This window comes from Ruegeria sp. BI11 (assembly GCF_056538005.1).
Genome location: NZ_JBQFSM010000001.1, coordinates 79,475 through 104,692, shown reverse-complemented (window position 1 = coordinate 104,692; position 25,218 = coordinate 79,475). Strand labels below are relative to the sequence as shown.

Here is a 25,218-nt window from a genome sequence, read left to right as displayed (position 1 = left end):
ACCAGCGCTAGCACATAGGCTGCACGATGAACATGCCAACCCGCTGGCGGCGTCTGGGATGCTCTGTTATGAGCGGCACATGTTACGGATCGAAGACATCACTTATGCGGTCGAGGGCCGCCCCCTGTTTGACGGCGCCAGCGCCACGATTCCCGATGGCCACAAGGTCGGGTTGGTGGGGCGGAACGGCACCGGCAAGACCACACTGTTCCGTTTGATCAGGGGCGAGCTGGCGCTGGAATCAGGCAATATCGTGCTGCCGAAACGCGCGCGGATCGGGGGTGTGGCGCAAGAGGTCCCCTCGTCCGACGTGTCGCTGATCAACACGGTTCTGGCCGCCGATACCGAACGCAGCGCCCTGATGGCCGAGGCCGACAGCGCCGACGATCCCGCGCGCATTGCCGAGATTCAAACTCGTCTGGCGGATATCGATGCCTGGTCAGCCGAGGCGCGCGCGGCCTCGATCCTCAAGGGTCTGGGGTTCGATGACGAAGATCAGCTGCGCCCCTGCTCGGATTTCTCGGGTGGTTGGCGGATGCGCGTAGCGCTGGCGGCGGTGCTGTTTTCGCAGCCTGATCTGCTTTTGCTAGACGAACCGACCAACTATCTGGACCTCGAAGGTGCCTTGTGGTTGGAAAGCTATCTGGCCAAGTATCCACATACAGTCATCATCATCAGCCACGATCGCGGATTGCTAAACCGGGCGGTCGGATCAATCTTGCATCTGGAAGACCGCAAGCTGACCTACTATGCGGTGCCCTATGACAAATTCGCCGAACGTCGCGCCGAACGGCTGGCGCAGGCCGAATCCGAAAACGCCAAAGCCAAGGCCCGCATTGCCCACCTGCAGAGCTTTGTGGACCGGTTCCGTTATAAAGCATCCAAAGCCGTTCAAGCCCAGTCGCGCCTGAAGATGATTGAACGCATCCAGCTGGTCTCGACGCCGCAAGAGGCCGCTTTGCGGGCGTTTTCCTTCCCCGAACCCGAGGAGCTATCGCCCCCGATCATCCAGATCGAAGGCGGTGTGACGGGCTATGGCGAAACCGAAGTGCTGCGCCGCCTGAACCTGCGCATTGATCAGGATGATCGGATCGCGTTGTTGGGTAAAAACGGTCAGGGTAAATCGACCTTGTCCAAGTTGCTGTCTAACCGCCTGCCCTTGATGGCGGGGAAAATGACCCGCAGCAACAAGCTGCGCATCGGCTACTTCGCCCAGCATCAGGTGGATGAACTGCATGTTGACGAAACGCCATTGGACCACCTGCGCCGCTTGCGCCCGGACGAAGCGCCCGGCAAGTGGCGCTCGCGTCTGGCAGGGTTCGGGCTGAACGCAGATCAGGCGGAAACGCTGGTTGGGCGCTTGTCGGGCGGTCAAAAAGCCCGCTTGTCGCTGCTGATCGCCACCATCGACGCGCCGCATATGTTGATCCTGGACGAACCGACCAACCATTTAGATATCGAAAGCCGCGAGGCGCTGGTCGAGGCGCTGACCGCCTATTCCGGTGCCGTCGTTCTGGTCAGCCACGACATGCATCTGCTGTCGCTGGTTGCTGATCGGCTGTGGCTGGTCTCGGACGGAACGGTCAAACCCTTTGACGGAGATCTCGAGGCTTATCGCGCCATGCTGCTGGCCAGAGATAAATCGGTCAAAGAGAAACCGCAGACGGCGAAACCCAAACGTGCCTCGCGCGAGACTGTCTTGGCCCTGCGCGCCGACCTGCGAAAATGCGAGGACCGGATCGAGAAACTGACCGACATGCACGAAAAGCTCTCGGCCAAGCTGGCGGATCCGGCGCTGTACGAAGACGATAAGATCAACGATCTGGAAACGTGGAACCGCAAGTTCGCCGAGGTGGTTGAAGCGATGCAAAAGGCGGAAACGCTTTGGGTCGCAGCCGCCGAACGCCTAGAAAACGCCGAGAATGCCGCATGATGGATCTGGCCTTTTTCATTACTGCCTTCACCACCTTGTTCGTGGTGATTGACCCCTTTGGAACTGCGCCGATTTTTGTGGCATTAACTCAGGACATGGACGCCCGCGCCCGTCGCCGAACGGCCTATCGCACCTGTGCCGTAGCCTCGGGCATCTTGATAGCATTCGCTGCCTTTGGTGAGGCTGTGCTGGGCTTTGTGGGCATCTCTATCGAGGCCTTTAAAGTCGCCGGTGGCGCACTGCTGTTTCTGACCGCACTCGACATGCTGTTCGAACGCCGCACCAAACGCCGCGAAGACCGCGTCGAAGAGGAAGAAGAACATCCCGACCCGTCCGTGTTCCCTCTGGCCATTCCGCTTGTCGCCGGGCCGGGGTCGATTGCGACGATCATCCTGTTGGCTGGTCAGCATCCGGGCATTCTGGGCATCTTCGAGGCCATTCTGGTGATGCTAGCGGTGATGGCCGTGGTTCTGACATTCTTCCTGTCAGGCGGTCTAATCGCGCGCATACTGGGCAAGACCGGGTTGAATGTGTTGACTCGGTTGCTGGGAATGCTGCTGGCCGCCCTGTCGGTTCAGTTCATTTTGGACGGCCTCAAGGCCTTTGGTTTTGCGTCGTAAATCCCCATATAACTTAAGTTGAATGCGGTAAGGGTTACGGTATGGATGGCGACAGCATTGCACGTTTGGCGTATTTGGGACTGCTTGGGGCGGCTTTGGTCGCATGGTTTATCTCGTACAACCGCCAGACGCTGAACAAAACGCTGCAGCAAGCGATGGCCTGGGTGTTCATCTTTATCGGCGTCGTCGCCGTTGTTGGCCTTTGGGAGGACATTCGCAACACCGTCGGCCCTGCCCCGCAGATGACTGTCACCGGCGAAACGATCGAGGTGCCTCGCGCCTATGACGGTCACTATTACCTGCCTGTTGTGGTGAATGGAGAGCCAATCACCTTCCTCGTCGATACCGGTGCCAGCCAGATTGTTCTGAGCGATCAGGACGCCAGACGCATTGGTATTGATCCCGACCAGCTGAACTATCTCGGTCGCGCCTCGACCGCGAACGGAGAGGTGCGCACCGCGCCCGTCCGGTTGGACAGTCTGGAGCTGGGACCAATCACCGACCACGGCGTCTCGGCCTGGGTCAACGAAGGCGATTTGCGCCAATCACTGCTGGGCATGGATTACCTGCATCGCTTCTCGAATATCCAGTTCACCGATGGTCGCCTGATCCTGTCTCGTTAAAGGATCATGGCGGCATTCCGAGATTGAGAACAAAATAAGAACATGCTAGGCTGCTGGCATGTCTACAAACCTTCTTGGTCGCAAACCTGCGCGTGAGGCGCCGGGGCTGACCCTGCACCCTCAGATCACCCTGCAACTGGCTCGCGTGCACGAGGCCTGCGGCCCCGCCCGGCGCAGTTTTGCCATGTGGCTGGCGGGTCAGGCGCAGGGTCCGGTGCTGTGGATTGCCCCCGCGTGGGAGCCCGGCCAGTTGAACCCCGATGGCATGATGTCCTTTGCCGATCCTGCCCGATTCCTGTTCGTCCGCCCCACCCGCGCCGAGGATCTGCTGTGGTGCATGGAAGAGGCGCTGCGCAGCGGAGCCATTCCGCTGATCATCGGCGATCTGCCGGGCGCACCAGGGCTGACGCCGGTGCGGCGCATGCATCTGGCCGCTGAACAAGGCGGCGCCATGGGGCGGGCCCCGCTGGGGTTGCTGCTGACGCCCGGAGACGGCGGCGCGCAAGGGGTCGAGACCCGCTGGCATATGGCCGCGAACCATCAGGGCGAGACCCGCCGCTGGACTCTGACCCGCCGCCGCGCCCGCGCCCTGCCCCCGGTCAGTTGGCAGGCCACCCAGACCAAACCGCGCGCCGGGCTGAATCTGAGCCGGATCGAAACCCAAGATGTTTTGGTGTGACACATCACAGAGTTCACAAAACTTGTGACTGGCAAAAGCCGGACCCCCGACCTAGCGTTCCAGCATGAGCCATACAATCCATGACAGCCGATATTCCTGGCTTCGCCTTCTAATTACGCTTGGCATTGCCATGGTGGCGAATGCCGGTATGTGGGCAGTGGTCGTGGTGATGCCCGCCATCGAGGTGCAGTTCAACGCCGGTCGGGCCGAAGTGTCGATGCCCTACACGCTTGCCATGATCGGCTTTGCGCTGGGGAATATGTGGCTGGGGCAGTTGGTGGATCGACTAGGCGTAACCAAAGCGCTGATCGGGGCCTCTGTGCTGAGTGCAGTCAGCTATCTGCTGGCGACATTGGCCCCGAACATGGTGATGCTCTCGGTGGCGCATTTATTGATGGGCTTGGGCGCATCCATCGGGTTTGGCCCTTTGATCGCGGATATTTCCCATTGGTTCATGCGACGGCGCGGGATAGCGGTCGCGCTGGTCGCCAGTGGAAACTACTTGTCCGGGGCGATCTGGCCCACCCTGTTGGCCGGAATTTTGGCCCGCGACGGCTGGCAGCAGGTCTATCTAACACTGGCTGTCGTGACACTGCTCGTTGTTATCCCGCTCTCCTTGCTTCTGCGCCGTCAGGTTCCAGCCGAGGCGCACAGCACCGCCGCCGTCAGTGCGCAAATCAACGCACGTAGCGTTGGGATTTCACCGCGTGCCCTTCAATACATATTGGGTCTGGCTGGGATCGGTTGTTGTGTAGCCATGTCCATGCCACAGGTTCACATCGTGTCCTATTGCGTCGGGCTTGGCTATGGCCCCGCCGTCGGGGCCGAAATGCTGTCGCTGATGCTGCTGGGAGGTGTCGTCAGCCGCGTCATTTCGGGGTTGGTCGCCGACAAGCTTGGAGGGATCAGGACCTTGTTAATTGGATCCACCCTACAATGCATCGCCCTGTTTCTGTTCCTGCCCTATGATGGGATGGTCTCGCTTTATGTCATCAGCATGCTGTTCGGGCTGGCGCAGGGTGGGATCGTTCCCAGCTACGCTCTAGTCGTACGGGAATACATGCCCCCACAAGAGGCCGGCGCCCGGGTTGGTTTCGTCCTGATGATGACCATAATGGGCATGGCCTTGGGCGGCTGGATGTCCGGATGGATATACGACGTCACCGGAAGCTATCAGTTGGCCTTCGTCAATGGCCTGCTATGGAATGGGTTGAACATCGCCATCCTGTTGGTACTGCTGCATCGCTCGCGCCCCCGCGGGCAAGGGGTGCCGGCGTGACCCTGCTGAACCGACGCACCCTACTACTAGCCGGGTTGGCTGCCCTGCCCTTGGCACGCCCGGCCCATGCCGCGCTTACCCAATACGAGTTGGTGCCCCAAGGTACGTCCGTCGACTTTACCTTTGACCTGTCGGGACTTGCGCAATCCGGCACCATGCCGATTCAATCCGCAAATATCCAGATCGACCTTAGCAATCTAGTCAACAGCCGCGTCAGCGTGACCCTGAACGCCGCTGAAGCCCGCACCAAACTGCCCTTCGCCCGAACCGCGATGCTTGGCGCTGGCGTGCTAAACGTCGAACAATTTCCAACCATTCACTTCGTGTCGACCAAAGTGCAGCTTGGTGATGGCGGGCGCATCTCGCGCGGGGCGGAAATCACCGGAGATCTGACCCTGCGCGGCGTGACCCGTCCGATCACCCTGAAGGCTGACCTTCATCGACCACCCGGCAGCGCCACGGACAATCTTGATATGCTCTCGATCCGCTTGACAGGATCGCTCAATCGCCACGACTTCGGGGCGTCGGGTTACAGCGACCTGGTGCAGGATACCGTCGGGTTGGACATCCGGGCAGAGATCAAAAAGGCCGAATAGGCAAAAAACGACGCCACAGAGTCGAATAGACGCGTGCATCACCAACAATTTCCGCCATGGTGCCCGTATCATGCGCACGATTATTTCTTTTGCCGCCCTCTTTCTTTCAGTCATTCTGCTGCAGCTTTCTACCGGCGGCGTCGGACCGCTGGATGCCATCTCGGGTATTACACTGGACTTCACGACCGAGCAGATCGGCCTGCTGGGCTCGGCACATTTTATTGGGTTCTTTGTCGGTTGCTGGTGGGCACCCCGCCTGATGGGTACCGTTGGCCATTCTCGCGCGTTTGCTGTTTGCACCGCTTTGGGGGCAATGGGGCTGATCGGTCATACGCTGACGGATAACCCCTATATCTGGGCTGTGCTTCGCATCGCATCAGGCACATGCGTTGCTGGCAGCTATACGGTGATCGAGGCATGGCTGAACGCTAAGGTCACCAACGAGACCCGCGGGCGCGCAATGGGCACCTATCGCATTGTTGACATGGGGGCGTCGCTTGGCGCGCAGTTGATTATTGCGGTTCTGCCGCCCGCATCCTACGTCTCCTATAATCTGCTGGCGATACTATGCTGCGCTTCGTTGTTGCCGTTGACGCTGACACGCGCAAGCCAACCCAAAACGCCGGATGCGCCGCGACTGCGTCCGAAGCTGGCGTGGCGCAGCTCTCCGCTGGCCGTGGCTGGCGTGATCGTTGCTGCGCTAAGCTCAGCCTCTTTCCGGATGGTCGGCCCGGTCTATGGGCAGGAGGTCGGTCTGGCTGTTGATCAGATCGCCTTCTTCCTTGCTTCGTTCGTATTGGGAGGAGCGCTGGCCCAATACCCGATGGGATGGCTTGCAGACAAATATGACCGCCGCTGGGTGCTGATTTGGCTGTCGATCGCCGCCGTGCTGAGTTGCGGAGTGACAATGATGGCCTCCGGCACTGGTACAGTGGGCGTCATGCTCGCGGCAGGGCTGTTTGGCTTTACAACTTTTCCGATCTTTTCGGTTTCATCCGCGCACGCCAATGACTTTGCCACAACCGAACAGAGGGTCGAGCTATCGGCGGCTCTTATGTTCTGGTACGCCCTTGGCGCAATTGCGTCGCCATACATCTCGTCGACTTTGATCCAGCAATTCGGCCCCGGGGCGCTGTTTGCCTTTGTCGCGCTGGGCCATGTCTTCCTTATCGCTTTTGGTCTGGCTCGAATGAGGTCGCGCCCCACCCCGGAGGAAAGGACCAACTATGTTTACGCGCCACGAACTTCGTTTACCATTGGCCGATTGCTGAAACGGTCACGCGAAGGACGATAGAAAAAGGGCCGGAGTATTCCCGGCCCTTTCTGATCAATGTTCAGTCCGTGGTTGTTTCTCAACAACCTCTACCTCTTCCACCGGCTCAGCTGTCTGCTCCAGGGCGCCATTCACTACTCCGCCAACTCCGTTTTCCATCGACAGGCCCAATTCCTCGCCCAGCTTCTTGAGCGCAGGCATTTGCACCGCCATGCCCATGATCGAGTCCAGCGCCTGATTAACCACCGGCTTGTCGCCACCCGACGTGGTGCCGCCTGCACCGCCGCCGATACCACCAACTTGATGGATCTTAATCGAGTCGATCTTTTCAGCCGGCTTGACCATTTCCGAGATAATCGACGGCATGGTTTCGATCCGGGTCAAATCAACCTTCATGCGGATCTGTTCGGGCGAGAGGGCGTTGTCGGCTTCTACAATCGCGCGCTTACCTTCCGCTTCGGCCAGCATGTCGTTTTTCTTAGCCTCGGCGCGGATATTCAGCGCGTCCGCTTCGGCCTGCGCTTCTTCGCGGCGGGCTTCGGCGCGGTCGGCGGCGGCCTCTTTCTCGGCCTGCGCGGCCAAACGGATCGCGGTGGCCTGTCGTTCAGCCTCACGGGTGGCTTCAATCAGCACGATCTGCTTTTGGCGCTCGGCCTCGGCCACTTCGCGAGCGGTTGCCACAGCTTCTGTCGCCTTGGTCGCCTCCGCCCGCGCAAGATCAGCAGAGGCACGCGCGCGGCTTTCCTCTTCGGACTTCTTCGCGATGATGATCTGGCGCTCTTGCTCGGCGACTTCCAGTTCCCGCTCCTTCGCTATCTCGGCGTCGCGGATATTGCGCTCACGTTCGATCTCGGCGGCGCGGATGGCTTCCTCACGCGCAATCCGAGCGCGTTCGGTTTCACGTACCGAATCCTCGGTCCGCGCCGCAATCTCGGCCTCTTGTGCCACGCGTAGGGTTTCCACCTTCTGCGTTTGTTCGATGCGCGCCTGCGCCTCGTCCTGCTCGATCAGCAGTTTCTGACGTTCCGCTTCCATCGCGGCACGGCGCACTTCAACCTCAGCCTCAGCGTCGATTTGCGCGCGTTCCTTCTTGGACACCGCAATCACCTCGGCAAGCTTGCGCATACCTACTGCGTTAAATGCGTTGTTCTCATCCAGCGCCTCAAACGGCGTTTGGTCCAATGCAGTCAGCGAGACGGATTCCAACGACAGACCGTTTTTCAGCAGGTCCTCAGACACCGCATTCTGCACCTCTTGCACAAAGTCGGCGCGGTTTTCGTGTAGACCGTCCATGGTCATCTGAGCGGCCACTGCACGCAGACCATCGATCAGTTTACCTTCGATCATTTCGCGCAGCTGTTCCACATCAAAGGTGCGACCGCCCAGCGTTTGTGCAGCGCGCGAAATACCTTCTTCGGTGGCCATGACCGATACGTAGAACTCGACGCCCACATCCACGCGCATCCGGTCCTTGGTGATCAGGGCGGCCTCGCCGCTGCGCTGCACTTCAAGGCGCAGGGTCTTCATGTTGACCGGGCTAACCTCGTGCAGCAGCGGCACGATAATGACACCGCCATCCATAATGACCTTCTTGCCGCCTGCACCGGTTTTCACCAGACTGACCTCTCGGGTCGCGCGACGATAGAGACGGCCAAGTACAAGGCCAATGAACAAAACCACAGCTAATATGGTCGCAACTGTGACGGCCAGGAATGTTAGTTCCATGCTAAATCCTCCGAGTTGGGGTTTGAAATTTCGTTATTCTGACAAGCCGACCAGAACGAACTGGTCACGCCGTCGATCGCGCAGCACCAGCACTTCGGTGCCTTGTTTCAGCGCATCCTTGTCCTGCAGCGGTTCGGCGCGCAGGTAGTGAGAGTTTCCATAGCGATCGGTGACGCGGACCTCAGCCGGACGTCCGCGCGAGGCGGTGCCTTGCGTGATCACGCCACGACGGCGGGCCAGCATGCGTTCCGACATCGCCTCGGTTTCGGTTTTCGGCAACAGCCGGGCAAAGACACCGCCAAAGCCGCGTGCAAACCAAAGGCTAAATACGCCAGCCGGAAGGGCAGCGATCCAACTTGGCAGGTCAAAGCCCAGTAGATCGCGCAAAGCCAGCTGCAAGCTGATCCCAGACAGACCAAACCCGGCCAACAAAACCGCCAGCCAAATCATGAACGGTACCTTACCAAGACCCAGCCACGCTAGCGGTCCCGCGGGCGCTGCACCCGGCGCGTCTGCCTCGACCTCGGCAAGTTCGAATTCGCCCAGATCGACATCCGCGTCGATATCCAAATCAAAATCGCCAATGTCCAGATCGGGGGTGTCGACCATATCCAGATCGACCTCGGCCTCACCCGCCATAAGACTTCCGCCCAGAACCAATGCGATCAGTTCCAGCCCAATAAGACCGAACAGAAGCGCAAGCGCCAAGGTAAAGGGCACAAACGCACCCTCTAGTAGAAAGTCAAACATCAGCAGGTTGCCCTCGTTTTTGTATACTTTTGTATACCAATTAAATGGGTACGCATCGCGAAAATTCAAGAGGTTGTGATTCTGAATTACAACCTACGGGTATTGCGCCTAGCGAACCGTCTGCAATTCGAAACCCCTCAGCCTACAGATTTAACCAAGCAGACGTGTCTAAAATGACATCCGCACGAAACCCGGGGTTTTGCTGGCCGGTTACATAAGGTAGACGGGCGCGCAGATAGATACGTGGAAGCGCAAAATGGCTCGGATTCTCATCACCTCGGCGATCCCTTACATCAACGGGATCAAACACCTCGGCAACCTGATCGGCTCGCAATTGCCTGCCGATCTGTACGCACGCTATCAGCGTGGCCGGGGGAATGAGGTCATGTTTCTGTGCGCCACGGATGAACACGGCACCCCTGCCGAGCTGGCGGCGGCCAAGGCTGGCAAACCGGTGGCCGACTATTGCGCCGAGATGTACGGCATTCAGGCCGGCATCGCCAACCGCTTTGGGCTGAGCTTCGATCACTTTGGCCGTTCCTCCAGCGATCAGAACAAAAAGCTGACCCAGCATTTTGCAGGCAAACTGGATGACGCTGGGCTGATCCGTGAGGTCACAGAAAAGCAGGTTTATTCCAACGCCGATGGCCGCTTTCTGCCTGACCGTTATATCGAGGGCACCTGCCCCAATTGCGGCTATGAGCGCGCGCGGGGTGACCAGTGTGAAAACTGCACCAAGCAGCTGGACCCGACTGATTTGATCGAGCCGCGCTCGGCCATTTCCGGCTCGACCGATCTTGAGGTGCGTGAAACCAAGCACCTCTATCTGCGCCAGTCGGCGATGAAGGATCAACTGGATGCATGGATCGACAGCAAATCCGACTGGCCGATCCTGACGACATCCATCGCCAAGAAATGGCTGCATGATGGCGACGGCCTGCAAGATCGTGGCATCACCCGCGATTTGGACTGGGGTGTACCGGTCAAAAAAGGCGATCAGGACTGGCCGGGGATGGAGGGCAAGGTCTTCTATGTCTGGTTCGACGCGCCTATCGAATATATCGCCTGCGCCAAGGAATGGGCGGACTCGAACGGTAAAACGGACGCCGATTGGGAACGCTGGTGGCGCGCCGACAAGGGCGCCGACGACGTGCGCTATGTGCAGTTCATGGGTAAGGACAACGTGCCCTTCCACACGCTGTCTTTCCCGGCCACAATCTTGGGTTCGGGTGAGCCGTGGAAGATGGTCGACCACCTGAAATCGTTCAACTATCTGAACTATGACGGTGGTCAGTTCTCAACCTCTCAGGGCCGTGGCGTGTTCATGGATCAGGCGCTGGACATCCTGCCCGCCGACTATTGGCGCTGGTGGTTGCTGAGCCATGCGCCCGAAAGCAGTGATAGTGAGTTCACGTGGGAGAACTTCCAGCAATCTGTGAACAAGGACCTGGCGGATGTGCTCGGCAACTTTGTCAGCCGGATCACCAAATTCTGCCGTTCGAAGTTTTCCGAAGCCGTGCCCGAAGGTGGTGCTTTTGGTGAACGTGAGCAGACCCTGATTGACGACCTCACTAAACGTGTCCGCGCCTATGAAGGGCATATGGAAGCGATGGAGGTTCGTAAATCCGCACAGGAATTGCGGGCGATCTGGGTTGCTGGCAACGAATACCTGCAGGCTGCTGCGCCTTGGTCAACCTTCAAGGAAGACCCGGAACAGGCCGCTGCTCAGGTGCGTCTGGGTCTGAACCTGATCCGACTTTACGCCGTACTCAGTGCGCCGTTCATTCCCGAAACCTCGGCAAAGATGCTCAGCGCGATGAACACTCTGGACACCAGCTGGCCTGAAGACGTCGCGGCCGCGCTGAACGCCTTGCCCGCCGGGCACGCCTTTACGGTGCCTGACGTTCTGTTCGCCAAAATCACCGACGAACAGCGTGAAGACTGGGAAAACCGGTTCGCAGGCACACGCGACTAAGCCGGTACGAAATCTGAATTGGAAAACGGGGGCCAAACGGCCCCCTTTTTCGTTCTTATTGCCGGAAATCAAACAAGTGAACTCAAATACATCGGCCTAAGTCAGCCTGTAGACGAGAAAATTTCCGCAAGTCTCGGCCCTTGCATCGCATTCAAGAAGCTTGAGATATAATCCTAAAACGGCCATCCTGATCGGAAATTCAGTCGACTCGCCGGGGCGGCTAATCTGCCCTGGCGCAATATCCTTAGAATGAACGAGGCGCCTGCCATGTCCCTTGCATTGAAGAACTTGAATTTCCGTCACAGCGGACCGGTCCAGGCCCTCGCCGCAGCGGTCTGTCTGGGCATGGCGCAAGCAGCCATCGCGCAAGACCAAAGCGACGCTCCGCCACCTAAAGTGTCGATTGCGGCTGCCTACACCGAGGAAATCACCGAAGAAGCCACCTTTATCGGGCGTGCCGAGGCATTGGATAAGGCCGACCTCGTGGCGCGTGTCAGCGGGTTCTTGGAAACTCAGAATGTCGAAGATGGCGCGCTGGTGAAACAGGGAGACTTGCTGTTCACCATTGAGCCATACCTTTATCAGGCGACGCTAGAGGCACGCAACGCCGATCTGGACCGGGCCGAGGCCAATCTGGAACTCGCCAAGGTCGAACTGGCGCGGAAACAAGAGCTGTACGAGCGGGACGCCACCCCTGAATCCGAACGCGATATCGCCCGCGCCAACGAACTGGTGGCCGAAGCCGAGGTGAAAGCCGCCAAAGCTGCGATCCAGCAGGCCGAACTTGATCTGAGCTATACCGAAATCCATGCCCCTTTTGACGGTCGTATCGGTCGGGTGGCGATCAGCGTCGGAGACGTAGTCGGGCCAAACAACCCACCACTGGTCAATATTGTCAGCGAAGCACCGATCTATGTGAATTTCTCAGTAAACGAAAAGCAATTTACCTCGGTTCTTGAGGCGGTTGGCGAGAACCCCTCATCTTTAGCTGAAAGCGACAAGAGCCCGAATGTGCGTATCAACCTGCCCAACGGTTCAGAACTGGATGAAACCGGTAAGATCGTGTTTGTCGACAACCGGATCGATCCTCTGACCGGTGCCATTGCGATGCGAGCCGAATTCTCGAACGCCGACCGCCTGATCGTCGATGGGGCCTTTCTGAATGTTCGGATTGAGGCGCTGCAACCCACGCTTGAAGTTCTGATCCCGCAGGCCGCGCTGCAACGGGATCAGCGCGGTGATTTTGTCTTGGTTGTGAATGATCAGCAAATGGTCGAACAGCGTTACATCACCACCGGCGACAATGAAGGCACGGCGGTGATCGTCAAGGACGGTCTGCGCGAAGGCGAAAGCGTCATCGTCGAGGGCCTGCAAAGGGTCCGTCCCGGCGTCGCTGTCGATGCCGTCGTGGCGTCTGAGCAGCCGGGAGAGTAACAGATGTTCTCAGCCCTGTTCATCAGCCGGCCAAAGCTGGCGCTTGTTATTTCGCTTGTCCTGACCATCATGGGCGGCATCGGCTATCTGGTGCTGCCGGTGGCCCAATTCCCCGACATCACGCCGCCGGTGGTCAGCGTGACAACCACCTATACTGGTGCCAACGCCGAGACAGTTGAAAACACCGTCGCCGCGCCCATCGAGGCGCAGGTGAACGGCGTGGATGACATGATCTATATGACGTCCACCTCGTCCGATAACGGCTCGTATTCGCTGAATATTACCTTCGAGGTCGGCACTGACCCCGATATCGCCTCGGTGAACGTACAGAACCGTGTGGCACAGGCCATGTCCTCGCTGCCGGCTGAGGTTACATCCTCGGGTGTCGTGACGCAGAAGGCGTCGACCAACATGCTGCTGCTGGTGACGCTGACGTCGCCAGAAGGCACGTATGACAGTGTGTTTCTGTCCAATTATGCCTCGATCAACCTGAAAGACGCGCTGGCGCGGGTTCAGGGTGTAGGTAAAGCGGACGTTCTGACCAATTTAGAATACGCCATGCGGATCTGGATGGATCCGGACCAGATGGCCGCCCTGTCGATCACGCCCGGCGATGTGATCAACGCCATCCGCGAGCAGAACGTCGAAGTGTCGGCGGGTTCGATCGGTGCGCCTCCGGTACCTGAAGGGCAGACATTTCAGTACACAATCAAGACTAAAGGGCGCCTGACCTCGCCCGAAGAATTCGGCGACATTGTCATCCGTACCGGTGACGCCGGGTCCATTGTTCGGGTCAAGGATATCGCACGAGTGGAACTGGGCGCTGAGTACTACGCGGCCTCGGGCTATTTCGACAGCGTTCCAGCAACGGTCATCGGCATCTATCAAGCCCCTGGCGCGAATGCGCTGGCGGTGTCTGAACGTGTCGAAGCTGAGTTGGAGCGCCTTTCGCGCACCTTCCCCAACGATGTGGAATATGACGTTCCCTTCAACACCACCGACTTTGTGGAACAGTCTCTGAATGACGTGGTCACGACACTGATCCTGACGTTCACTCTGGTGATCTCAGTTGTGTTCATCTTTCTGGGCAGTTGGCGGGCAACGATCATTCCAGCGGTCGCGATCCCTGTCTCTCTGATCGGTACGTTTGCGTTCCTGCTGCTGTTTGGAATGTCATTGAACACGATCTCGCTGTTCGCTTTGGTTCTGGCTATCGGGATCGTGGTGGATGATGCGATTGTTGTGGTCGAAAACGTCGAACGGATCATCGCGGACGAAGGATTGCCCCCAGCCGAAGCAACCCGCAAAGCCATGGGACAGATCACCGGCCCGGTGATTGCGACCACACTGGTTCTGCTAGCCGTGTTCGTGCCGGTGACGTTTATGCCCGGCATCTCGGGGCGGCTGTATTCGCAGTTCGCGGTGACCATCTCAACCGCCGTTGTTATTTCGTCGATCAACGCGCTGACCTTGTCGCCAGCCTTGTGCGGACTTGTGTTAAAGGCGCGTTCAGGACCGCCCAAAGGGTTGTTAGCCGTATTTGAACGGTTCATCGGCACAATCCGCAGCGGCTATGTCGCCATCGTGCGCAAATTGCTGATTCTGCCAGTCGTCGGTTTGGGCGTCATCGTCGTACTTGCGATGGGCACCGGAACCATCATGTCCAACACATCCAGCGGCTTCTTGCCGCTTGAGGATAATGGCTACCTGTTCGTCGACATTCAGCTGCCAGACGCGGCAACGCTGGAACGTACCGAGGTCGTCTCGGCCCGTGTGGATGATCAGATTCAGGAAATCCCCGGCGTGGCCAGCACCGTTCTAATCAACGGTTTCTCGATCCTAAACGGCACCACCACAAACGGCGCAGCGATCTTTGTGAACCTTGAAAACTGGGATGATCGTCAGGAGGATGACCTGAGTGCGGATGCTATTCTGCAAAAGGTTCTGGCGATTGCGTATGGGGAATCCGCGGCCTCGATTGTGGCCTTCAACCCACCCCCGATCCAGGGTCTTGGAAACTCGGCCGGTGTCGAGATGGAAGTGCAGCAAACTGGAGGCGGAACACCGCAGGATTTGGCCTCGGCCGTGGGGTCGTTCGTCTACGCGGCAAACCAGCGGCCCGAAATCGGGCAGTCCTATACGACCTTCCGCGCAAATGTGCCGCAGTTGTTCGTCGATCTTGACCGCGAAAAAGCCAAGACGCTGCAAGTTTCCGTGGCCGAAGTGTTCCAGACCATGCAAGCGCAGCTGGGGTCGTACTACGTCAACGACTTCAACCTGTTTGGACGAGTGTATCGCGTGATGATCCAGGCCGATGGAAGTTATCGTGACAATGTCGAAGATATCTCGAACCTCTATGTCCGCTCAGAACAGGGTGAGATGGTGCCACTGGGCACATTGATCGACGTGGAAAATGTGCTGGGTCCCGTTCTGTTGAAGCGGCACAACCTGTTCCGGTCTGCCACCGTTACGGCGGTTCCGGCACCGGGCTTATCCACCGGAGACGCGATTAACGTCATGACCGAGGAATCGGCGACCGCCTTGCCCCCGGGATACGCGTTCGAATGGACCGGGACAGCGCAGCAGCAGTTGGCTTCGGGCAGTCTGGTGATTGTGATCCTGGGGCTGGCGATCTTGTTCGGTTACCTGTTCCTTGTCGGCCAATACGAGAGTTGGACGATGCCGGTGTCGATCCTCCTGTCGGTGATTGTGGCCCTGTTCGGAGCGGTAGCTGCCGTGGCCATCGTGGGCAGTGATATCAACCTTTATACGCAGATCGGGATGATCATGCTTGTGGGGCTAGCGTCGAAAAACGGCATTCTCATCGTCGAATTTGCAATGGAACAGCGGGCCAATGGCCTGTCGATCCGGGACGCTGCCGCCGAGGCAGCATTCCAGCGTTTCCGCGCGGTGATGATGACCGCCCTGTCCTTCCTGCTAGGCGTTGTGCCGCTGCTGGCGGCTAGCGGTGCGGGTGCGGCCAGCCAAAAGGCTATTGGTGTCGCGGTCTTTGGCGGAATGCTGGCAGCCACGCTGGTTGGTGTCATTCTGGTGCCGGTCCTTTATGCCTTGATGCAAAGCCTCAGGGAGTGGATCAAGGGCACCAAGAACGATCCCGGACCCTCCGAAGAAGCAGCGTAACAAAAAGCCCCGCCAATTCGGCGGGGCTTTTTTCTAGGCGGCGGCCTGCGCGCTTCGTTGATCCATCCAATCCTGTATTCGGGCGATCTGCTCGGCTCTCAGGCGCAGGCCTAGCTTGTTCCGGCGCCAGACGACATCCTCGGCCGTGCGGGCATATTCTTTATCCATCAGCCATTCCAGCTCACGCGCAGTCAGTGTGGCACCGAAGTCCTCTCCCAAATCTTGGGCGGATTTCGCATCCCCTAGAATGACCCTGGCCTCGGTGCCGTAGGCGCGCACAAGACGCTCGGCCCAGGTGCAATCCAAAAAGGCAAAGTCAGCTTCCAGCCCGGCCACCAAATTTTGAACCTCGTCGACAGGGAAATCTCCACCAGGCAAAGCCACACCAGCCGTCCAGGGGCCTGGCAAGTCTGGGAAACGCTCAGCTACTTTCTCCAACGCACTCTCGGCCAGACGTCGGTAGGTTGTAATCTTGCCACCGAAGACATTCAGCACCGGTGCCCCGCCTTGTGCGTCCACTTTCAACGTATAGTCCCGAGTCGCGGCGGTGGCGCTGCTGGCACCGTCATCGTACAGAGGGCGGACCCCGGAATAGGTCCAGACGATTTCATCACGCGTCACCGGTGTTTTGAAATACTTTGTTGCAAAGGCGCACAGATAATCCTGTTCCGCCTCTGTACACACCGGAGGTTCAGAAGGGTTCGGATGATCCTGATCTGTTGTGCCAATCAGGGTAAAATCGCGTTCATACGGGATGGCGAAAATAATGCGCCCATCTTCGCCCTGAAAGAAATAACATTTGTCGTGGTCGAAAAGCCTGCGAGTCACGATATGGCTACCGCGCACCAGCCGGACGCCCTCGCGCGAGTTCACACGAATTTTCGACTGAATGATATCCCCGACCCACGGACCGCCCGCGTTGATCAGCATCTTGGCCTTAACCACGCGGGTTTTGTCGCTGTCATGGTTCCGAATTGTCACCTCCCACAAGTCGCCAACTCGTTCCGCCGACAGAACTTCGGTGCGGACCAAAATGTTAGCTCCGCGCGCCTCTGCGTCGCGAGCGTTGAGAACGACCAGACGCGAATCCTCGATCCAGCAATCCGAATACTCATAGGCCGTTTCAAACTTGTCCTGCAGTGGTCGACCTTCGGGTGCAATTTTTAGGTTTAGGGACGCCGTACCGGGCAGGATTTTACGCCCACCCAGATGGTCATACATGAACAACCCCAACCGGATCAGCCAGGCCGGGCGACGCCCCTTCATCCATGGCATGACGGTGCTCAGCAGACGCGAAGTCGGAGTTTCGGAATCGAACCGCATGTCAGCGTGGTACGGCAGCACAAAGCGCATCGGCCAGCTGATATGCGGCATCGCCCGCAGCAGGGTCTCACGCTCGATCAGAGCCTCACGCACAAGGCGGAATTCGAAAAACTCCAAATACCGCAATCCGCCGTGAAACAGCTTGGTCGAAGCCGAAGACGTTGCCGAGGCCAGATCATTCATCTCGGCCAATGTCACCGAAAGCCCGCGCCCTGCCGCGTCGCGTGCGATGCCACATCCGTTGATGCCGCCACCGATGATGAAAAGATCAGATATCTGATCGTGTGCCTGTTTCATATCCGGATGATTCCCGTTTGTCGAAAACGCGCGCTCATTAACAGCACGGGCCCGCGCTTCGTCAACGTTTGTTTTCGTTTATGTTCGTTTTATCACATACATTTGGGAAAAGTATCCATTCAGCCAATAGTTTATTGCAACTCCGCGAATAAAGAACAAAAACGAACACATCAAAATTGGAGCCATCCGTGTCCCTTTCCTTTCGTCAGTCAGACATTCTGAACATCGCCAGACAGGACGGCCGTGTGATGGTCGAAGACCTGGCCCTGCGGTTTGACGTGACTGTTCAAACCATCCGTCGCGATCTTTCTGAACTGGCGGATATGGGAAAACTCGACCGCGTTCATGGCGGTGCGGTCCTGCGCTCTGGCGTGTCGAACATAGGATATGAGGATCGCCGCGCGCTAAACGCGGACGTAAAGGCACGCATCGCGCAACTCTGCGCACAGGATATCCCCGACGGCGCATCATTGTTCATGAACATCGGCACCTCAACCGAGGCCGTGGCCCGGCAACTGCTGGACCACAAAGACCTGATGGTGGTGACCAACAACATGAACGTCGCAAGCATTCTGGTCGACAATCCCAACTGCCAGATCGTTGTGGCGGGCGGCGTACTGCGACGCTCGGACGGAGGGTTGATCGGCAATCTGACAATCGCCACAATCGAGCAGTTCAAGTTCGACTATGCGATTATCGGCTGTTCGGCGCTGGATACTGAAGGCGATCTGATGGATTTTGACTTTCAGGAAGTTCGGGTAAGCCAGACCATCATTGCCCAAGCTCGACGGACCTGTCTTGTGGCCGATCATTCCAAATTCCAACGCACGGCCCCCGCCCGCATTGCCTCACTATCCGAGGTGGACGTGTTCTATACCGACCAAACGCCACCTAATGCACTGGCGGTGAAATGTTCGGAATGGCAAACCCAATTGAAACTGTGTGTCTGACCCCAAGTAACTCGCATTAAACGGGAATTTATGACACGAGTTCTTGCCAGATCCAAATTCGCCTGACACACTCTCTCATATTGCAATCGTTGCACGGGAGGGGAGATCCGGGCCATGATAGCGCTTTTATTTGCGTTACTTACAGCCACGATGGGGCTGAATTACTTTCAACGGACGACAGCGGCCAATGCGTTGTTCTTTTTCACGCTGGCGTTGAGTGTGTATTGGCTGAAATTCCACGCCACCAGTCATCTGACGATCCAATTGTGAGGGGCTGCGATGACACCAGAACTCTCACGCAATCTCAATGCCCTTGGCATGCTGGTCGTCAGCCTCGTGTTGGTGCTGGCCTATGTCTACCAGCTGAAACTCTATGAACTGCCCTGCCCTTTGTGTCTTTTGCAAAGGGTCGGGTTTGTGGCCGTTGGAGTTGGTCTTGGCCTGAACTTGCTGTATGGCGCGCGGCCTCAGCACTATGCCATCATGTTGCTTGCAGCGCTGTTCGGCGGCAGTGTGGCCGTGCGCCAGATTCTGCTGCACATTGTGCCCGGCACAGGTCACTATGGATCGCCGGTAATGGGGCTGCATTACTACACTTGGTCTGCGATCTGTTTTTTCCTCATCCTGCTGGGCACCGCCGTCATGTTGTTGTTTGACCGGCAATACGCCACCGACACCCAACAACCACGCTTTGGTGGCAGTGTTCTGGCCAAAAGCGCGTTTTTCATCATGCTGAGTCTGGCTGCGCTGAACGCGGTCTCAACCTTGGTGGAATGCGGGCCGGGAATTTGCGCGGACCCACCCACTAGCTACAAATTGATTGACGAGATGGGCACCAACGGCTGAGGATAGGGTAACCTTCCCAAAAGGAGGCACGAGCATGGGACTATTGGGGCAGCCGCTGGGCTACTATGACTACCTGACTTTCGTGGCATTGATTCTGCTTCTCGGGGCGGTGATGGCGCTGGTTCTGTTCATCATGGGGCTACCGGGGCGGATCGCAATCAAACGCAATCATCCCCATGCCGAAGCCGTCAAAATCATGGGGTGGATGGGCTTTCTGGCCGTCGTGCCATGGGTGCATGCATTTATGTGGGCCTTTCACGACGGCGTCACAGTCGATATTCGCCGTACACCTGACGATGAAAAGGATGCGATCCGCAAGGAAATCAAACGGTTGGGCGGGACAGTGAACGAAGAATACAGCGACCCGCTGGACCCTGACGAGACGCAGAAAAGCTAAGGCCAAAGGAAGTCACAGAATATGTTTGTCGCCCTCGGCATTACGCTGTTCTACATCATTTTCGTCTGGTTCATTTTCTTCAAAGCGAAATGGCTGAAATTCAACATCACCTGGGGTGTCGTCTCTTTCTGGGTCGGCGCGCATCTGCTGCTGATCTTTCTTGTTGCACTGCGCTTTTTTCAACCGTTTTCCCTCGATAGCCATGTGGTTCGTTCGACCATCCAGATCGTGCCGCGCTTGACCGAGCCGACGATCCTGACCGAAGTGCTGGTCGAACCCAACACCGAGGTGAAAAAGGGCGATCCCCTCTATCGCTTTGATGACACCGTGTTCGCCTTAGAAGTTGAAGAGGCAACTGCTCAATTAGTGGCCGCCGAACAGAATGCAAAAATCCTAGAACAGGACGTGATCGCGGCCTCTGAGGCCATCGAACGCGCCAATGCGCAGTTGGCCTATGCGCTGACTCAACAGGCCCGGTATGAGAACCTTGTACCTGCGGGTGGTGCAAGGCAGGACGAATTGGATCGTTGGGATGAACAAGTCACCGAGGATCAGGCGCAGGTCAAAGAGGCTGAGGCCAATTTGGAAAAAGCGCAACTGGCGCTGGATTCGCAGATCGATGGGGTGAATACCGGCATCCTTCAGGCGCAGGCTCAGTTGGACAAGGCACAGTATTTCCTTGATAACACGACGATCTACGCACCCGAAGACGGCATGATCGTCTCGCAACAGGCACGCCCCGGTCTGGTGGTTGGCGATATCCGCTTGGGGGCAATCGCCAGTTTCGTGACCAAGGACAACCCCTACATTCTGGCCACCTATCGCCAACAGAATCTGAAATTCGTCGAGCCAGGTCAGGAAGTAGAGGTCGCGCTGGATCTTTATCCTGGCGAGATTCTGACCGGCAAGGTCGAAGCAATCTGGTGGGCTACACGCCAGGGTCAGTACCTGCCCTCGGGCCGCCTGCCCGGCTTTGAGTTTCCGAAACTGCCCGGACGCATCGCGGTACAGATTTCGGTCGATATTCCGGACGGTCACACCTTTCCTGCCGGTGGCCATGCCGCAGTGGCCATCTACACCGGACAGGGCAAAAACTTTGAGTTCCTGCGGCGCATCAATATTCGCCTGTATTCCTTCGCCAACTTCATCCGACCACTGGATATCTGAGGACGCATAATATGACCCGGGCCAGACTTCACCGCAGACTGATCGGCACCGCCTTATGCGCGGCTCTGCTGGTCGGCTGTACCCCAGTTGGCCCGGATTTCGTGCGCCCGAACTCTCCGGTCGTGAAAGAATGGATCGAGGTGAACAGCCCCAGCACCGGACCCAGTGGCCTGACTTCGCGCAGCGCGCCGGTGGTCAAATGGTGGGAGACATTCAACGACCCCACCCTGAACAAACTGGTTGCCGAGGCCTATGCCCAGAACCTTGACCTGCAAGTGGCCGGTGCGCGCGTCCTACAAGCCCGCGCCCAGCTGGGTATCGCGTTCGGCGAACTGTATCCGCAATCGCAGGCCATCGGAGGCTCAATTGAGCGGCGTCAGGTCAGCGATAACCTTGGGCCGATATCTGATATTCGGCGGATCATTCCATTGGATACGGAATTTTCGACCTCACAAGTTGGGTTCGATGCGCAATGGGAGTTGGACGTCTGGGGCCAACAACGGCGCGGCGTTCAAGCGGCGCGGTCCAATCTGGCGCTACAAGTGGCGAATTATGACGACGCGCTGGTGACGCTGACCGGTGACGTCGCGGCCCTGTACGTGAACATCCGCGCATTGCAGGAATCTCTGGCGGTTGCACGCGAGAACATTCAGCTGCAACAGGCCTCCGCTGATCTGACCCAATTGCGCTTTGACAACGGAGTGACGACCGAGTTGGACGTGCAGGAATCCACCGCCCTGCTGAACAACACCAAGGCGCTGGTCCCCGAACTTGAAAGCGACCTGCAACAAGCCAAAAACGCGCTGGCTGTATTGCTGGGGGCAACGCCCTCGCGCATGACCAGTCTGCTGGGTAATTCAGGGCGCATCCCTTCAGCTCGGTCGAACGTGGCCGTGGGCGTACCGGCCGAGTTGCTACGTCGCCGCCCGGATGTGCGCGCGGCCGAACTGGCGGCGGCGACGCAATCGGCTGAGGTTGGCATCGCGATGGCCGATCTTTACCCGCAATTCATTCTGTCAGGGTCCATCGGCCTGCAGGCCTCGGGCGGGCGGGATTTGTTTTCCGCGACCAGTACAACAAGTCTGGCGAATGCGGGTGTGGTCTGGAACGTGTTGAACTACGGCCGGATCAAGAACAACGTCCGTGCGCAAGACGCGGCCTATCAGGCGCTGATTGCCAACTACCAAAACACTGTTCTGACCGCCTATTCCGAGGTGGAAAGCGCGATGGTCGCATATGCCCAATCTCGCAAGCAGGTAGTCTTTTACGAAAACAGCGTCACCGCATCCCGCAAGGCCGCCCAGATTGCGGTGGACCAGTATCGCGACGGCATTGCCGACTATTCCCGCATCCTGAACACTCAGACCGCGTTGCTGCGATCGCAGGCAAATCTGATTGAAGCGCGGCAGCAGGTCTCAAGCAATCTGGTTGCCGTGTATAAGGGGCTGGGCGGTGGCTGGCAGATTCGCCAAAATCAGGAGTTCCTACCGGAAACCGTGCTGGCCGAGATGGCATACCGCACCGATTGGGGCGACCTGCTGCAACAAGACCCGACGGGCGCAAGCTTGAACTAGGCGTTATTTTGTAAGGCCTCGCAATCCACCCGAGATCAGGATGTTCACTTCATAAAGGATGCGCGGCGCGGCCAAGCCGCCCGGGCTGGCCAGATAGTTCGGGCTCCATTCCGGGTCGAACTTCTGCTTGAAGGACCGCAACCCTTCGAAGTGATAGAACTGTTCGCCATGTTCGTAAACGAATCCACCGACGCGGTTCCAGAATGAGGCTAGTTGCCGGTTTTCGATCCCCGAAAACGGTGCCGCACCCAGCGAGAACCAGTGGAACCCTTGCTCGGCCCCCCACGACATCATTTCGGCAAACAAGGCATCCATGACAAAGCTGGGGCTGTCTGGTTCATAGCGCATCAAGTCCAACGAAAGCTCGGATTTATGGCCGCCTTGGAACAGATTGGCAAAGGCCACGATCTGGCCGGTATCGCCGTTCCGCAGCACAGCATGGTCGAAATATGACAGATAGTCATCATCGAACCCGCCAAGGGCAAACCCCTTTTCTTCGCCCGCCTTGCGTTCGAGCCAATCGTCCGAGATTTTTCGCAGTTCCGGTAGGACTGGGGCCAGTTCTTCCTTCGGGATGATCTCGAACACATACCCCTCGCGCTCGGCCCGGCTTTTGGCCTGCCGGAACCGTTTGCGGGATTTGCCGTCCAGCGAGAAGTCTTTCAGCGGCACCCGCGCGACCTCACCGATTTTCAGGATCGACAAACCCAGGTCCAGAAATGTCGGAAGGTATTTGGTTGAAACGCTGTAAAACGCGCACAGCTTGCCCTCGCGGTCCGCTATTTCGCGCAACTGCCAGATCAGTTGCTTACCAGCTTTTTCATCGCCAACCGGCTCACCTTTGGTGATCAGCGCGTTGCCGGTGTCAGCATAGGCCAGAAACGCGGATTCATCGGGCGCGATCAGAAACTGCTTGTCTCCGGTCAGCGATATCTGCGCCTCAGTATCTTCGCTTTCCAGTGCCAGCCGTTCGACGACAGGTGGGATTTCCGTGCGGACCGGCTCGGGGATTTCCCGCCCGAACAGCGAGTTCACAGCCACCACACCGAGGATGACCGCCACCACAAGGCTGGAGCGTAAGAACCGCGAGGCGTCGCCGTTCCACGCGAAATCCCACCACAGTGCGTTCTGATATTCCACATGCGAATAGGCGAACAACCCGATCCAGAAAATGACAGCCAACAGGGCCACAACACTGACCAACCACGGGATATTCAGCCGGAAAATCGATGCACCGCTAACGCGGTAAAATGCACCCCGGAATGTGGCCAGCACAGCGATCGAGGCCAACATGCCAATCGCTTCATGCGTATCCAGCCCTTTGGTCAGCGAAGCAACAAACCCCGCCACCATCAGCAACATAGCCACAATCCACGCACGGTAGAGTTTGCGGAACAAACCTCGTGACACAAGGATCAGCAAAACGCCTACGGCGCTGCCTGCCAGATGCGAAGCTTCGACAAAGGACAAGGGGAGAAAGTCCCTCAATGCGCCAAGGCTCTGGCTGCTGGACGGCAAGGCCCCGGACACCAACAGGATGATGCCAGCAACGGCAGTCACGCCCGCAGCCACCATAGGAACAATCGGTCGGATCGCACGATAGACCCATGTGGCCGCCCCGCTGATGTGGTGGCGATGCGTCAGCGCTGAGGCCACGGCAATTGACAAGGTTGCAATGGCAAAGGGCAGGAATGTGTAGACCAGACGATACAGCAGCAATGCGGCGATCACGTCGGAACGGCCAGAGGCACCCAAACCTGCGATCAACGTCGCCTCGAACGCGCCGATGCCGCCCGGTGCGTGGCTGACGATACCAACGGCGATTGCCCCGATATAGATCGTGAAGAAATAAGGATAACCGACCCCAAGGTCGCTGGGCATCAGTGTGTACAGAACCATCGAAGCGCCAAACAGATCTCCGATCGCGGCCAGTGTCAGCAGGCTTGCCAATTTACCGCCGGGCAAGTTGAAGCCAAAACCGCCATAGGCCAGCTTGCGCCCGCCCCGAGCGAGCCAGAGAAACAAGGCCACCAGAGCGGCCAACAGGCACAGTCCGATTATGGTCTCAGTCGTGTCGCTGATCGGTAGGACTTTTGAAATCCCATCGGGATGCAGGGTCAGCAAAACGCCCAGCAAAAACACCAGCCCCGACCAGAATGCAATCCACGAGGTTGCGATGACCCCGGCAACGCGGCTCAGATCCAGCCCAAGCGAGGCATAGATGCGATACCGGATCGCAGTCCCGGTGATGTAGGAAAAACCAAGGCAGTTCGACACTGCGTAACCACTGGCCCCGGCCATGCCCGCAACGGTCAGAGGCACCTCACCATCCGCCACGCTTTGAACAGCGAGCACGTCGTACATGGATAAGGACAGAAAGCTGAAACAAGTCCAGCACAAGGCAATGAACATCAGCTTCCAGGACGTATTCGCGACATCTACCTGCACATCGGCCCATTTCACGTGTTGGGACAACTCGTGCAGCACGACCAGCGCAATCAGCGTTACCAATATCGGAACCGCAATTCTAACCGCGGGCTTTTCAAGGAACCCGGTGACCCGCTCGGCCAGACGTAAGGCCCAGACTTCTTTTTCAGTCTCCTGCGTGGTCATGGTTCCCCCCTGCTCTGAGGCAC

The 25,218-nt window shown here is 58.0% G+C and carries 20 protein-coding genes; 16 read left to right on the top strand and 4 right to left on the bottom strand.

The window, feature by feature from the left end; genetic code table 11:
- The first annotated feature begins 79 nt into the window (after nucleotides 1-79).
- From ACR0DT_RS00490 to ACR0DT_RS00460, 7 genes are all read left to right on the top strand, one after another.
- On the top strand, nucleotides 80-1,933 hold the full coding sequence (locus ACR0DT_RS00490; RefSeq protein WP_480708863.1) for an ABC-F family ATP-binding cassette domain-containing protein: 1,854 nt from the start codon (nucleotides 80-82) through the stop codon (nucleotides 1,931-1,933).
- Nucleotides 1,930-2,553 (top strand): MarC family protein, encoded by a 624-nt coding sequence (locus ACR0DT_RS00485; RefSeq protein ID WP_480708862.1) that lies wholly within the window; start codon nucleotides 1,930-1,932, stop codon nucleotides 2,551-2,553. Before ACR0DT_RS00490 ends, ACR0DT_RS00485 begins: the two co-directional genes overlap by 4 nt.
- A 41-nt stretch (nucleotides 2,554-2,594) precedes the next feature.
- Nucleotides 2,595-3,176 carry a retropepsin-like aspartic protease family protein gene (locus ACR0DT_RS00480; protein WP_480708861.1) on the top strand — a complete coding sequence of 194 codons (582 nt, stop codon included), beginning with the start codon at nucleotides 2,595-2,597 and terminating at the stop codon, nucleotides 3,174-3,176.
- Nucleotides 3,177-3,234: 58 nt separating this feature from the next.
- Nucleotides 3,235-3,855 (top strand): ImuA family protein, encoded by a 621-nt coding sequence (locus tag ACR0DT_RS00475; protein WP_480708860.1) that lies wholly within the window; start codon nucleotides 3,235-3,237, stop codon nucleotides 3,853-3,855.
- Nucleotides 3,856-3,919: 64 nt separating this feature from the next.
- Entirely contained in the window at nucleotides 3,920-5,134 is a 1,215-nt protein-coding gene (locus ACR0DT_RS00470) for an MFS transporter (RefSeq protein WP_480708859.1), read from the top strand.
- Nucleotides 5,131-5,730 carry a YceI family protein gene (locus ACR0DT_RS00465; protein WP_480708858.1) on the top strand — a complete coding sequence of 200 codons (600 nt, stop codon included), beginning with the start codon at nucleotides 5,131-5,133 and terminating at the stop codon, nucleotides 5,728-5,730. The genes ACR0DT_RS00470 and ACR0DT_RS00465 overlap by 4 nt, the downstream gene beginning before the upstream one ends.
- Before the next feature lie 70 nt (nucleotides 5,731-5,800).
- Nucleotides 5,801-7,024, top strand: coding sequence for an MFS transporter (locus ACR0DT_RS00460; protein WP_480708857.1), 1,224 nt, complete (start codon nucleotides 5,801-5,803; stop codon nucleotides 7,022-7,024).
- Nucleotides 7,025-7,057: 33 nt separating this feature from the next.
- On the opposite strand, the gene ACR0DT_RS00455 is transcribed toward ACR0DT_RS00460, so the two are convergent.
- Both ACR0DT_RS00455 and ACR0DT_RS00450 read right to left on the bottom strand, forming a co-directional pair.
- Complete coding sequence (locus ACR0DT_RS00455) at nucleotides 7,058-8,728, bottom strand: flotillin family protein (protein WP_480708856.1); 1,671 nt, start codon at nucleotides 8,726-8,728, stop codon at nucleotides 7,058-7,060.
- Nucleotides 8,729-8,761: 33 nt separating this feature from the next.
- A complete protein-coding gene (locus ACR0DT_RS00450) occupies nucleotides 8,762-9,478 on the bottom strand; it encodes an OB-fold-containig protein (protein ID WP_480708855.1) in 717 nt (238 codons plus the stop codon).
- A 256-nt stretch (nucleotides 9,479-9,734) separates the two neighbouring features.
- On the opposite strand from ACR0DT_RS00450, the gene metG reads away from it, so the two are divergent.
- The 3 genes from metG (at nucleotide 9,735) to ACR0DT_RS00435 (ending at nucleotide 16,028) form a co-directional block, all read left to right on the top strand.
- Entirely contained in the window at nucleotides 9,735-11,453 is a 1,719-nt protein-coding gene (metG, locus tag ACR0DT_RS00445; RefSeq protein WP_480708854.1) for a methionine--tRNA ligase, read from the top strand.
- A gap of 267 nt (nucleotides 11,454-11,720) precedes the next feature.
- Complete coding sequence (locus ACR0DT_RS00440; protein ID WP_480708853.1) at nucleotides 11,721-12,887, top strand: efflux RND transporter periplasmic adaptor subunit; 1,167 nt, start codon at nucleotides 11,721-11,723, stop codon at nucleotides 12,885-12,887.
- Between the two features lie 3 nt (nucleotides 12,888-12,890).
- Nucleotides 12,891-16,028, top strand: coding sequence for an efflux RND transporter permease subunit (locus ACR0DT_RS00435; RefSeq protein WP_480708852.1), 3,138 nt, complete (start codon nucleotides 12,891-12,893; stop codon nucleotides 16,026-16,028).
- A gap of 33 nt (nucleotides 16,029-16,061) precedes the next feature.
- On the opposite strand, the gene glpD is transcribed toward ACR0DT_RS00435, so the two are convergent.
- Nucleotides 16,062-17,648: a glycerol-3-phosphate dehydrogenase gene (gene glpD, locus ACR0DT_RS00430; protein ID WP_480708851.1), complete on the bottom strand. Its 1,587-nt coding sequence runs from the start codon at nucleotides 17,646-17,648 to the stop codon at nucleotides 16,062-16,064.
- A gap of 188 nt (nucleotides 17,649-17,836) precedes the next feature.
- Between glpD and ACR0DT_RS00425 the strand changes: the two genes are divergently transcribed.
- The 6 genes from ACR0DT_RS00425 to ACR0DT_RS00400 all read left to right on the top strand — a co-directional run bounded on the left by ACR0DT_RS00425 (nucleotide 17,837) and on the right by ACR0DT_RS00400 (nucleotide 22,582).
- Nucleotides 17,837-18,598, top strand: a complete 762-nt coding sequence (locus tag ACR0DT_RS00425; RefSeq protein WP_480708850.1) for a DeoR/GlpR family DNA-binding transcription regulator — start codon at nucleotides 17,837-17,839, stop codon at nucleotides 18,596-18,598.
- A gap of 114 nt (nucleotides 18,599-18,712) precedes the next feature.
- Nucleotides 18,713-18,868 (top strand): DUF5993 family protein, encoded by a 156-nt coding sequence (locus ACR0DT_RS00420; RefSeq protein WP_480708849.1) that lies wholly within the window; start codon nucleotides 18,713-18,715, stop codon nucleotides 18,866-18,868.
- Between the two features lie 9 nt (nucleotides 18,869-18,877).
- Nucleotides 18,878-19,444 carry a disulfide bond formation protein B gene (locus tag ACR0DT_RS00415; protein WP_480708848.1) on the top strand — a complete coding sequence of 189 codons (567 nt, stop codon included), beginning with the start codon at nucleotides 18,878-18,880 and terminating at the stop codon, nucleotides 19,442-19,444.
- Nucleotides 19,445-19,478: 34 nt separating this feature from the next.
- Entirely contained in the window at nucleotides 19,479-19,841 is a 363-nt protein-coding gene (locus ACR0DT_RS00410; protein WP_480708847.1) for a DUF3302 domain-containing protein, read from the top strand.
- Between the two features lie 21 nt (nucleotides 19,842-19,862).
- The gene (locus ACR0DT_RS00405; protein ID WP_480708846.1) at nucleotides 19,863-21,008 is read left to right on the top strand and encodes an HlyD family secretion protein; all 1,146 of its coding nucleotides are present in this window, start codon (nucleotides 19,863-19,865) and stop codon (nucleotides 21,006-21,008) included.
- Nucleotides 21,009-21,019: 11 nt separating this feature from the next.
- Nucleotides 21,020-22,582, top strand: coding sequence for an efflux transporter outer membrane subunit (locus ACR0DT_RS00400; RefSeq protein ID WP_480708845.1), 1,563 nt, complete (start codon nucleotides 21,020-21,022; stop codon nucleotides 22,580-22,582).
- 3 nt (nucleotides 22,583-22,585) lie between these two features.
- Here the strand turns inward: ACR0DT_RS00400 and mprF are convergent, their stop codons facing one another.
- A complete protein-coding gene (gene mprF, locus ACR0DT_RS00395) occupies nucleotides 22,586-25,195 on the bottom strand; it encodes a bifunctional lysylphosphatidylglycerol flippase/synthetase MprF (protein WP_480708844.1) in 2,610 nt (869 codons plus the stop codon).
- Nucleotides 25,196-25,218 lie beyond the last annotated feature (23 nt).

Coding starts and splice junctions, on each gene's coding strand:
- ACR0DT_RS00400 (WP_480708845.1), top strand. CDS start 21,020: ATGACCCGGGCCAGACTTCACCGCAGACTGATCGGCACCGCCTTATGC.
- ACR0DT_RS00470 (WP_480708859.1), top strand. CDS start 3,920: ATGAGCCATACAATCCATGACAGCCGATATTCCTGGCTTCGCCTTCTA.
- ACR0DT_RS00415 (WP_480708848.1), top strand. CDS start 18,878: ATGACACCAGAACTCTCACGCAATCTCAATGCCCTTGGCATGCTGGTC.
- glpD (WP_480708851.1), bottom strand. CDS start 17,648: ATGAAACAGGCACACGATCAGATATCTGATCTTTTCATCATCGGTGGC.
- ACR0DT_RS00435 (WP_480708852.1), top strand. CDS start 12,891: ATGTTCTCAGCCCTGTTCATCAGCCGGCCAAAGCTGGCGCTTGTTATT.
- ACR0DT_RS00480 (WP_480708861.1), top strand. CDS start 2,595: ATGGATGGCGACAGCATTGCACGTTTGGCGTATTTGGGACTGCTTGGG.
- ACR0DT_RS00460 (WP_480708857.1), top strand. CDS start 5,801: ATGCGCACGATTATTTCTTTTGCCGCCCTCTTTCTTTCAGTCATTCTG.
- ACR0DT_RS00420 (WP_480708849.1), top strand. CDS start 18,713: ATGATAGCGCTTTTATTTGCGTTACTTACAGCCACGATGGGGCTGAAT.
- ACR0DT_RS00490 (WP_480708863.1), top strand. CDS start 80: ATGTTACGGATCGAAGACATCACTTATGCGGTCGAGGGCCGCCCCCTG.
- metG (WP_480708854.1), top strand. CDS start 9,735: ATGGCTCGGATTCTCATCACCTCGGCGATCCCTTACATCAACGGGATC.
- ACR0DT_RS00485 (WP_480708862.1), top strand. CDS start 1,930: ATGATGGATCTGGCCTTTTTCATTACTGCCTTCACCACCTTGTTCGTG.
- ACR0DT_RS00410 (WP_480708847.1), top strand. CDS start 19,479: ATGGGACTATTGGGGCAGCCGCTGGGCTACTATGACTACCTGACTTTC.
- ACR0DT_RS00405 (WP_480708846.1), top strand. CDS start 19,863: ATGTTTGTCGCCCTCGGCATTACGCTGTTCTACATCATTTTCGTCTGG.
- ACR0DT_RS00450 (WP_480708855.1), bottom strand. CDS start 9,478: ATGTTTGACTTTCTACTAGAGGGTGCGTTTGTGCCCTTTACCTTGGCG.
- ACR0DT_RS00475 (WP_480708860.1), top strand. CDS start 3,235: ATGTCTACAAACCTTCTTGGTCGCAAACCTGCGCGTGAGGCGCCGGGG.
- ACR0DT_RS00440 (WP_480708853.1), top strand. CDS start 11,721: ATGTCCCTTGCATTGAAGAACTTGAATTTCCGTCACAGCGGACCGGTC.
- ACR0DT_RS00455 (WP_480708856.1), bottom strand. CDS start 8,728: ATGGAACTAACATTCCTGGCCGTCACAGTTGCGACCATATTAGCTGTG.
- mprF (WP_480708844.1), bottom strand. CDS start 25,195: ATGACCACGCAGGAGACTGAAAAAGAAGTCTGGGCCTTACGTCTGGCC.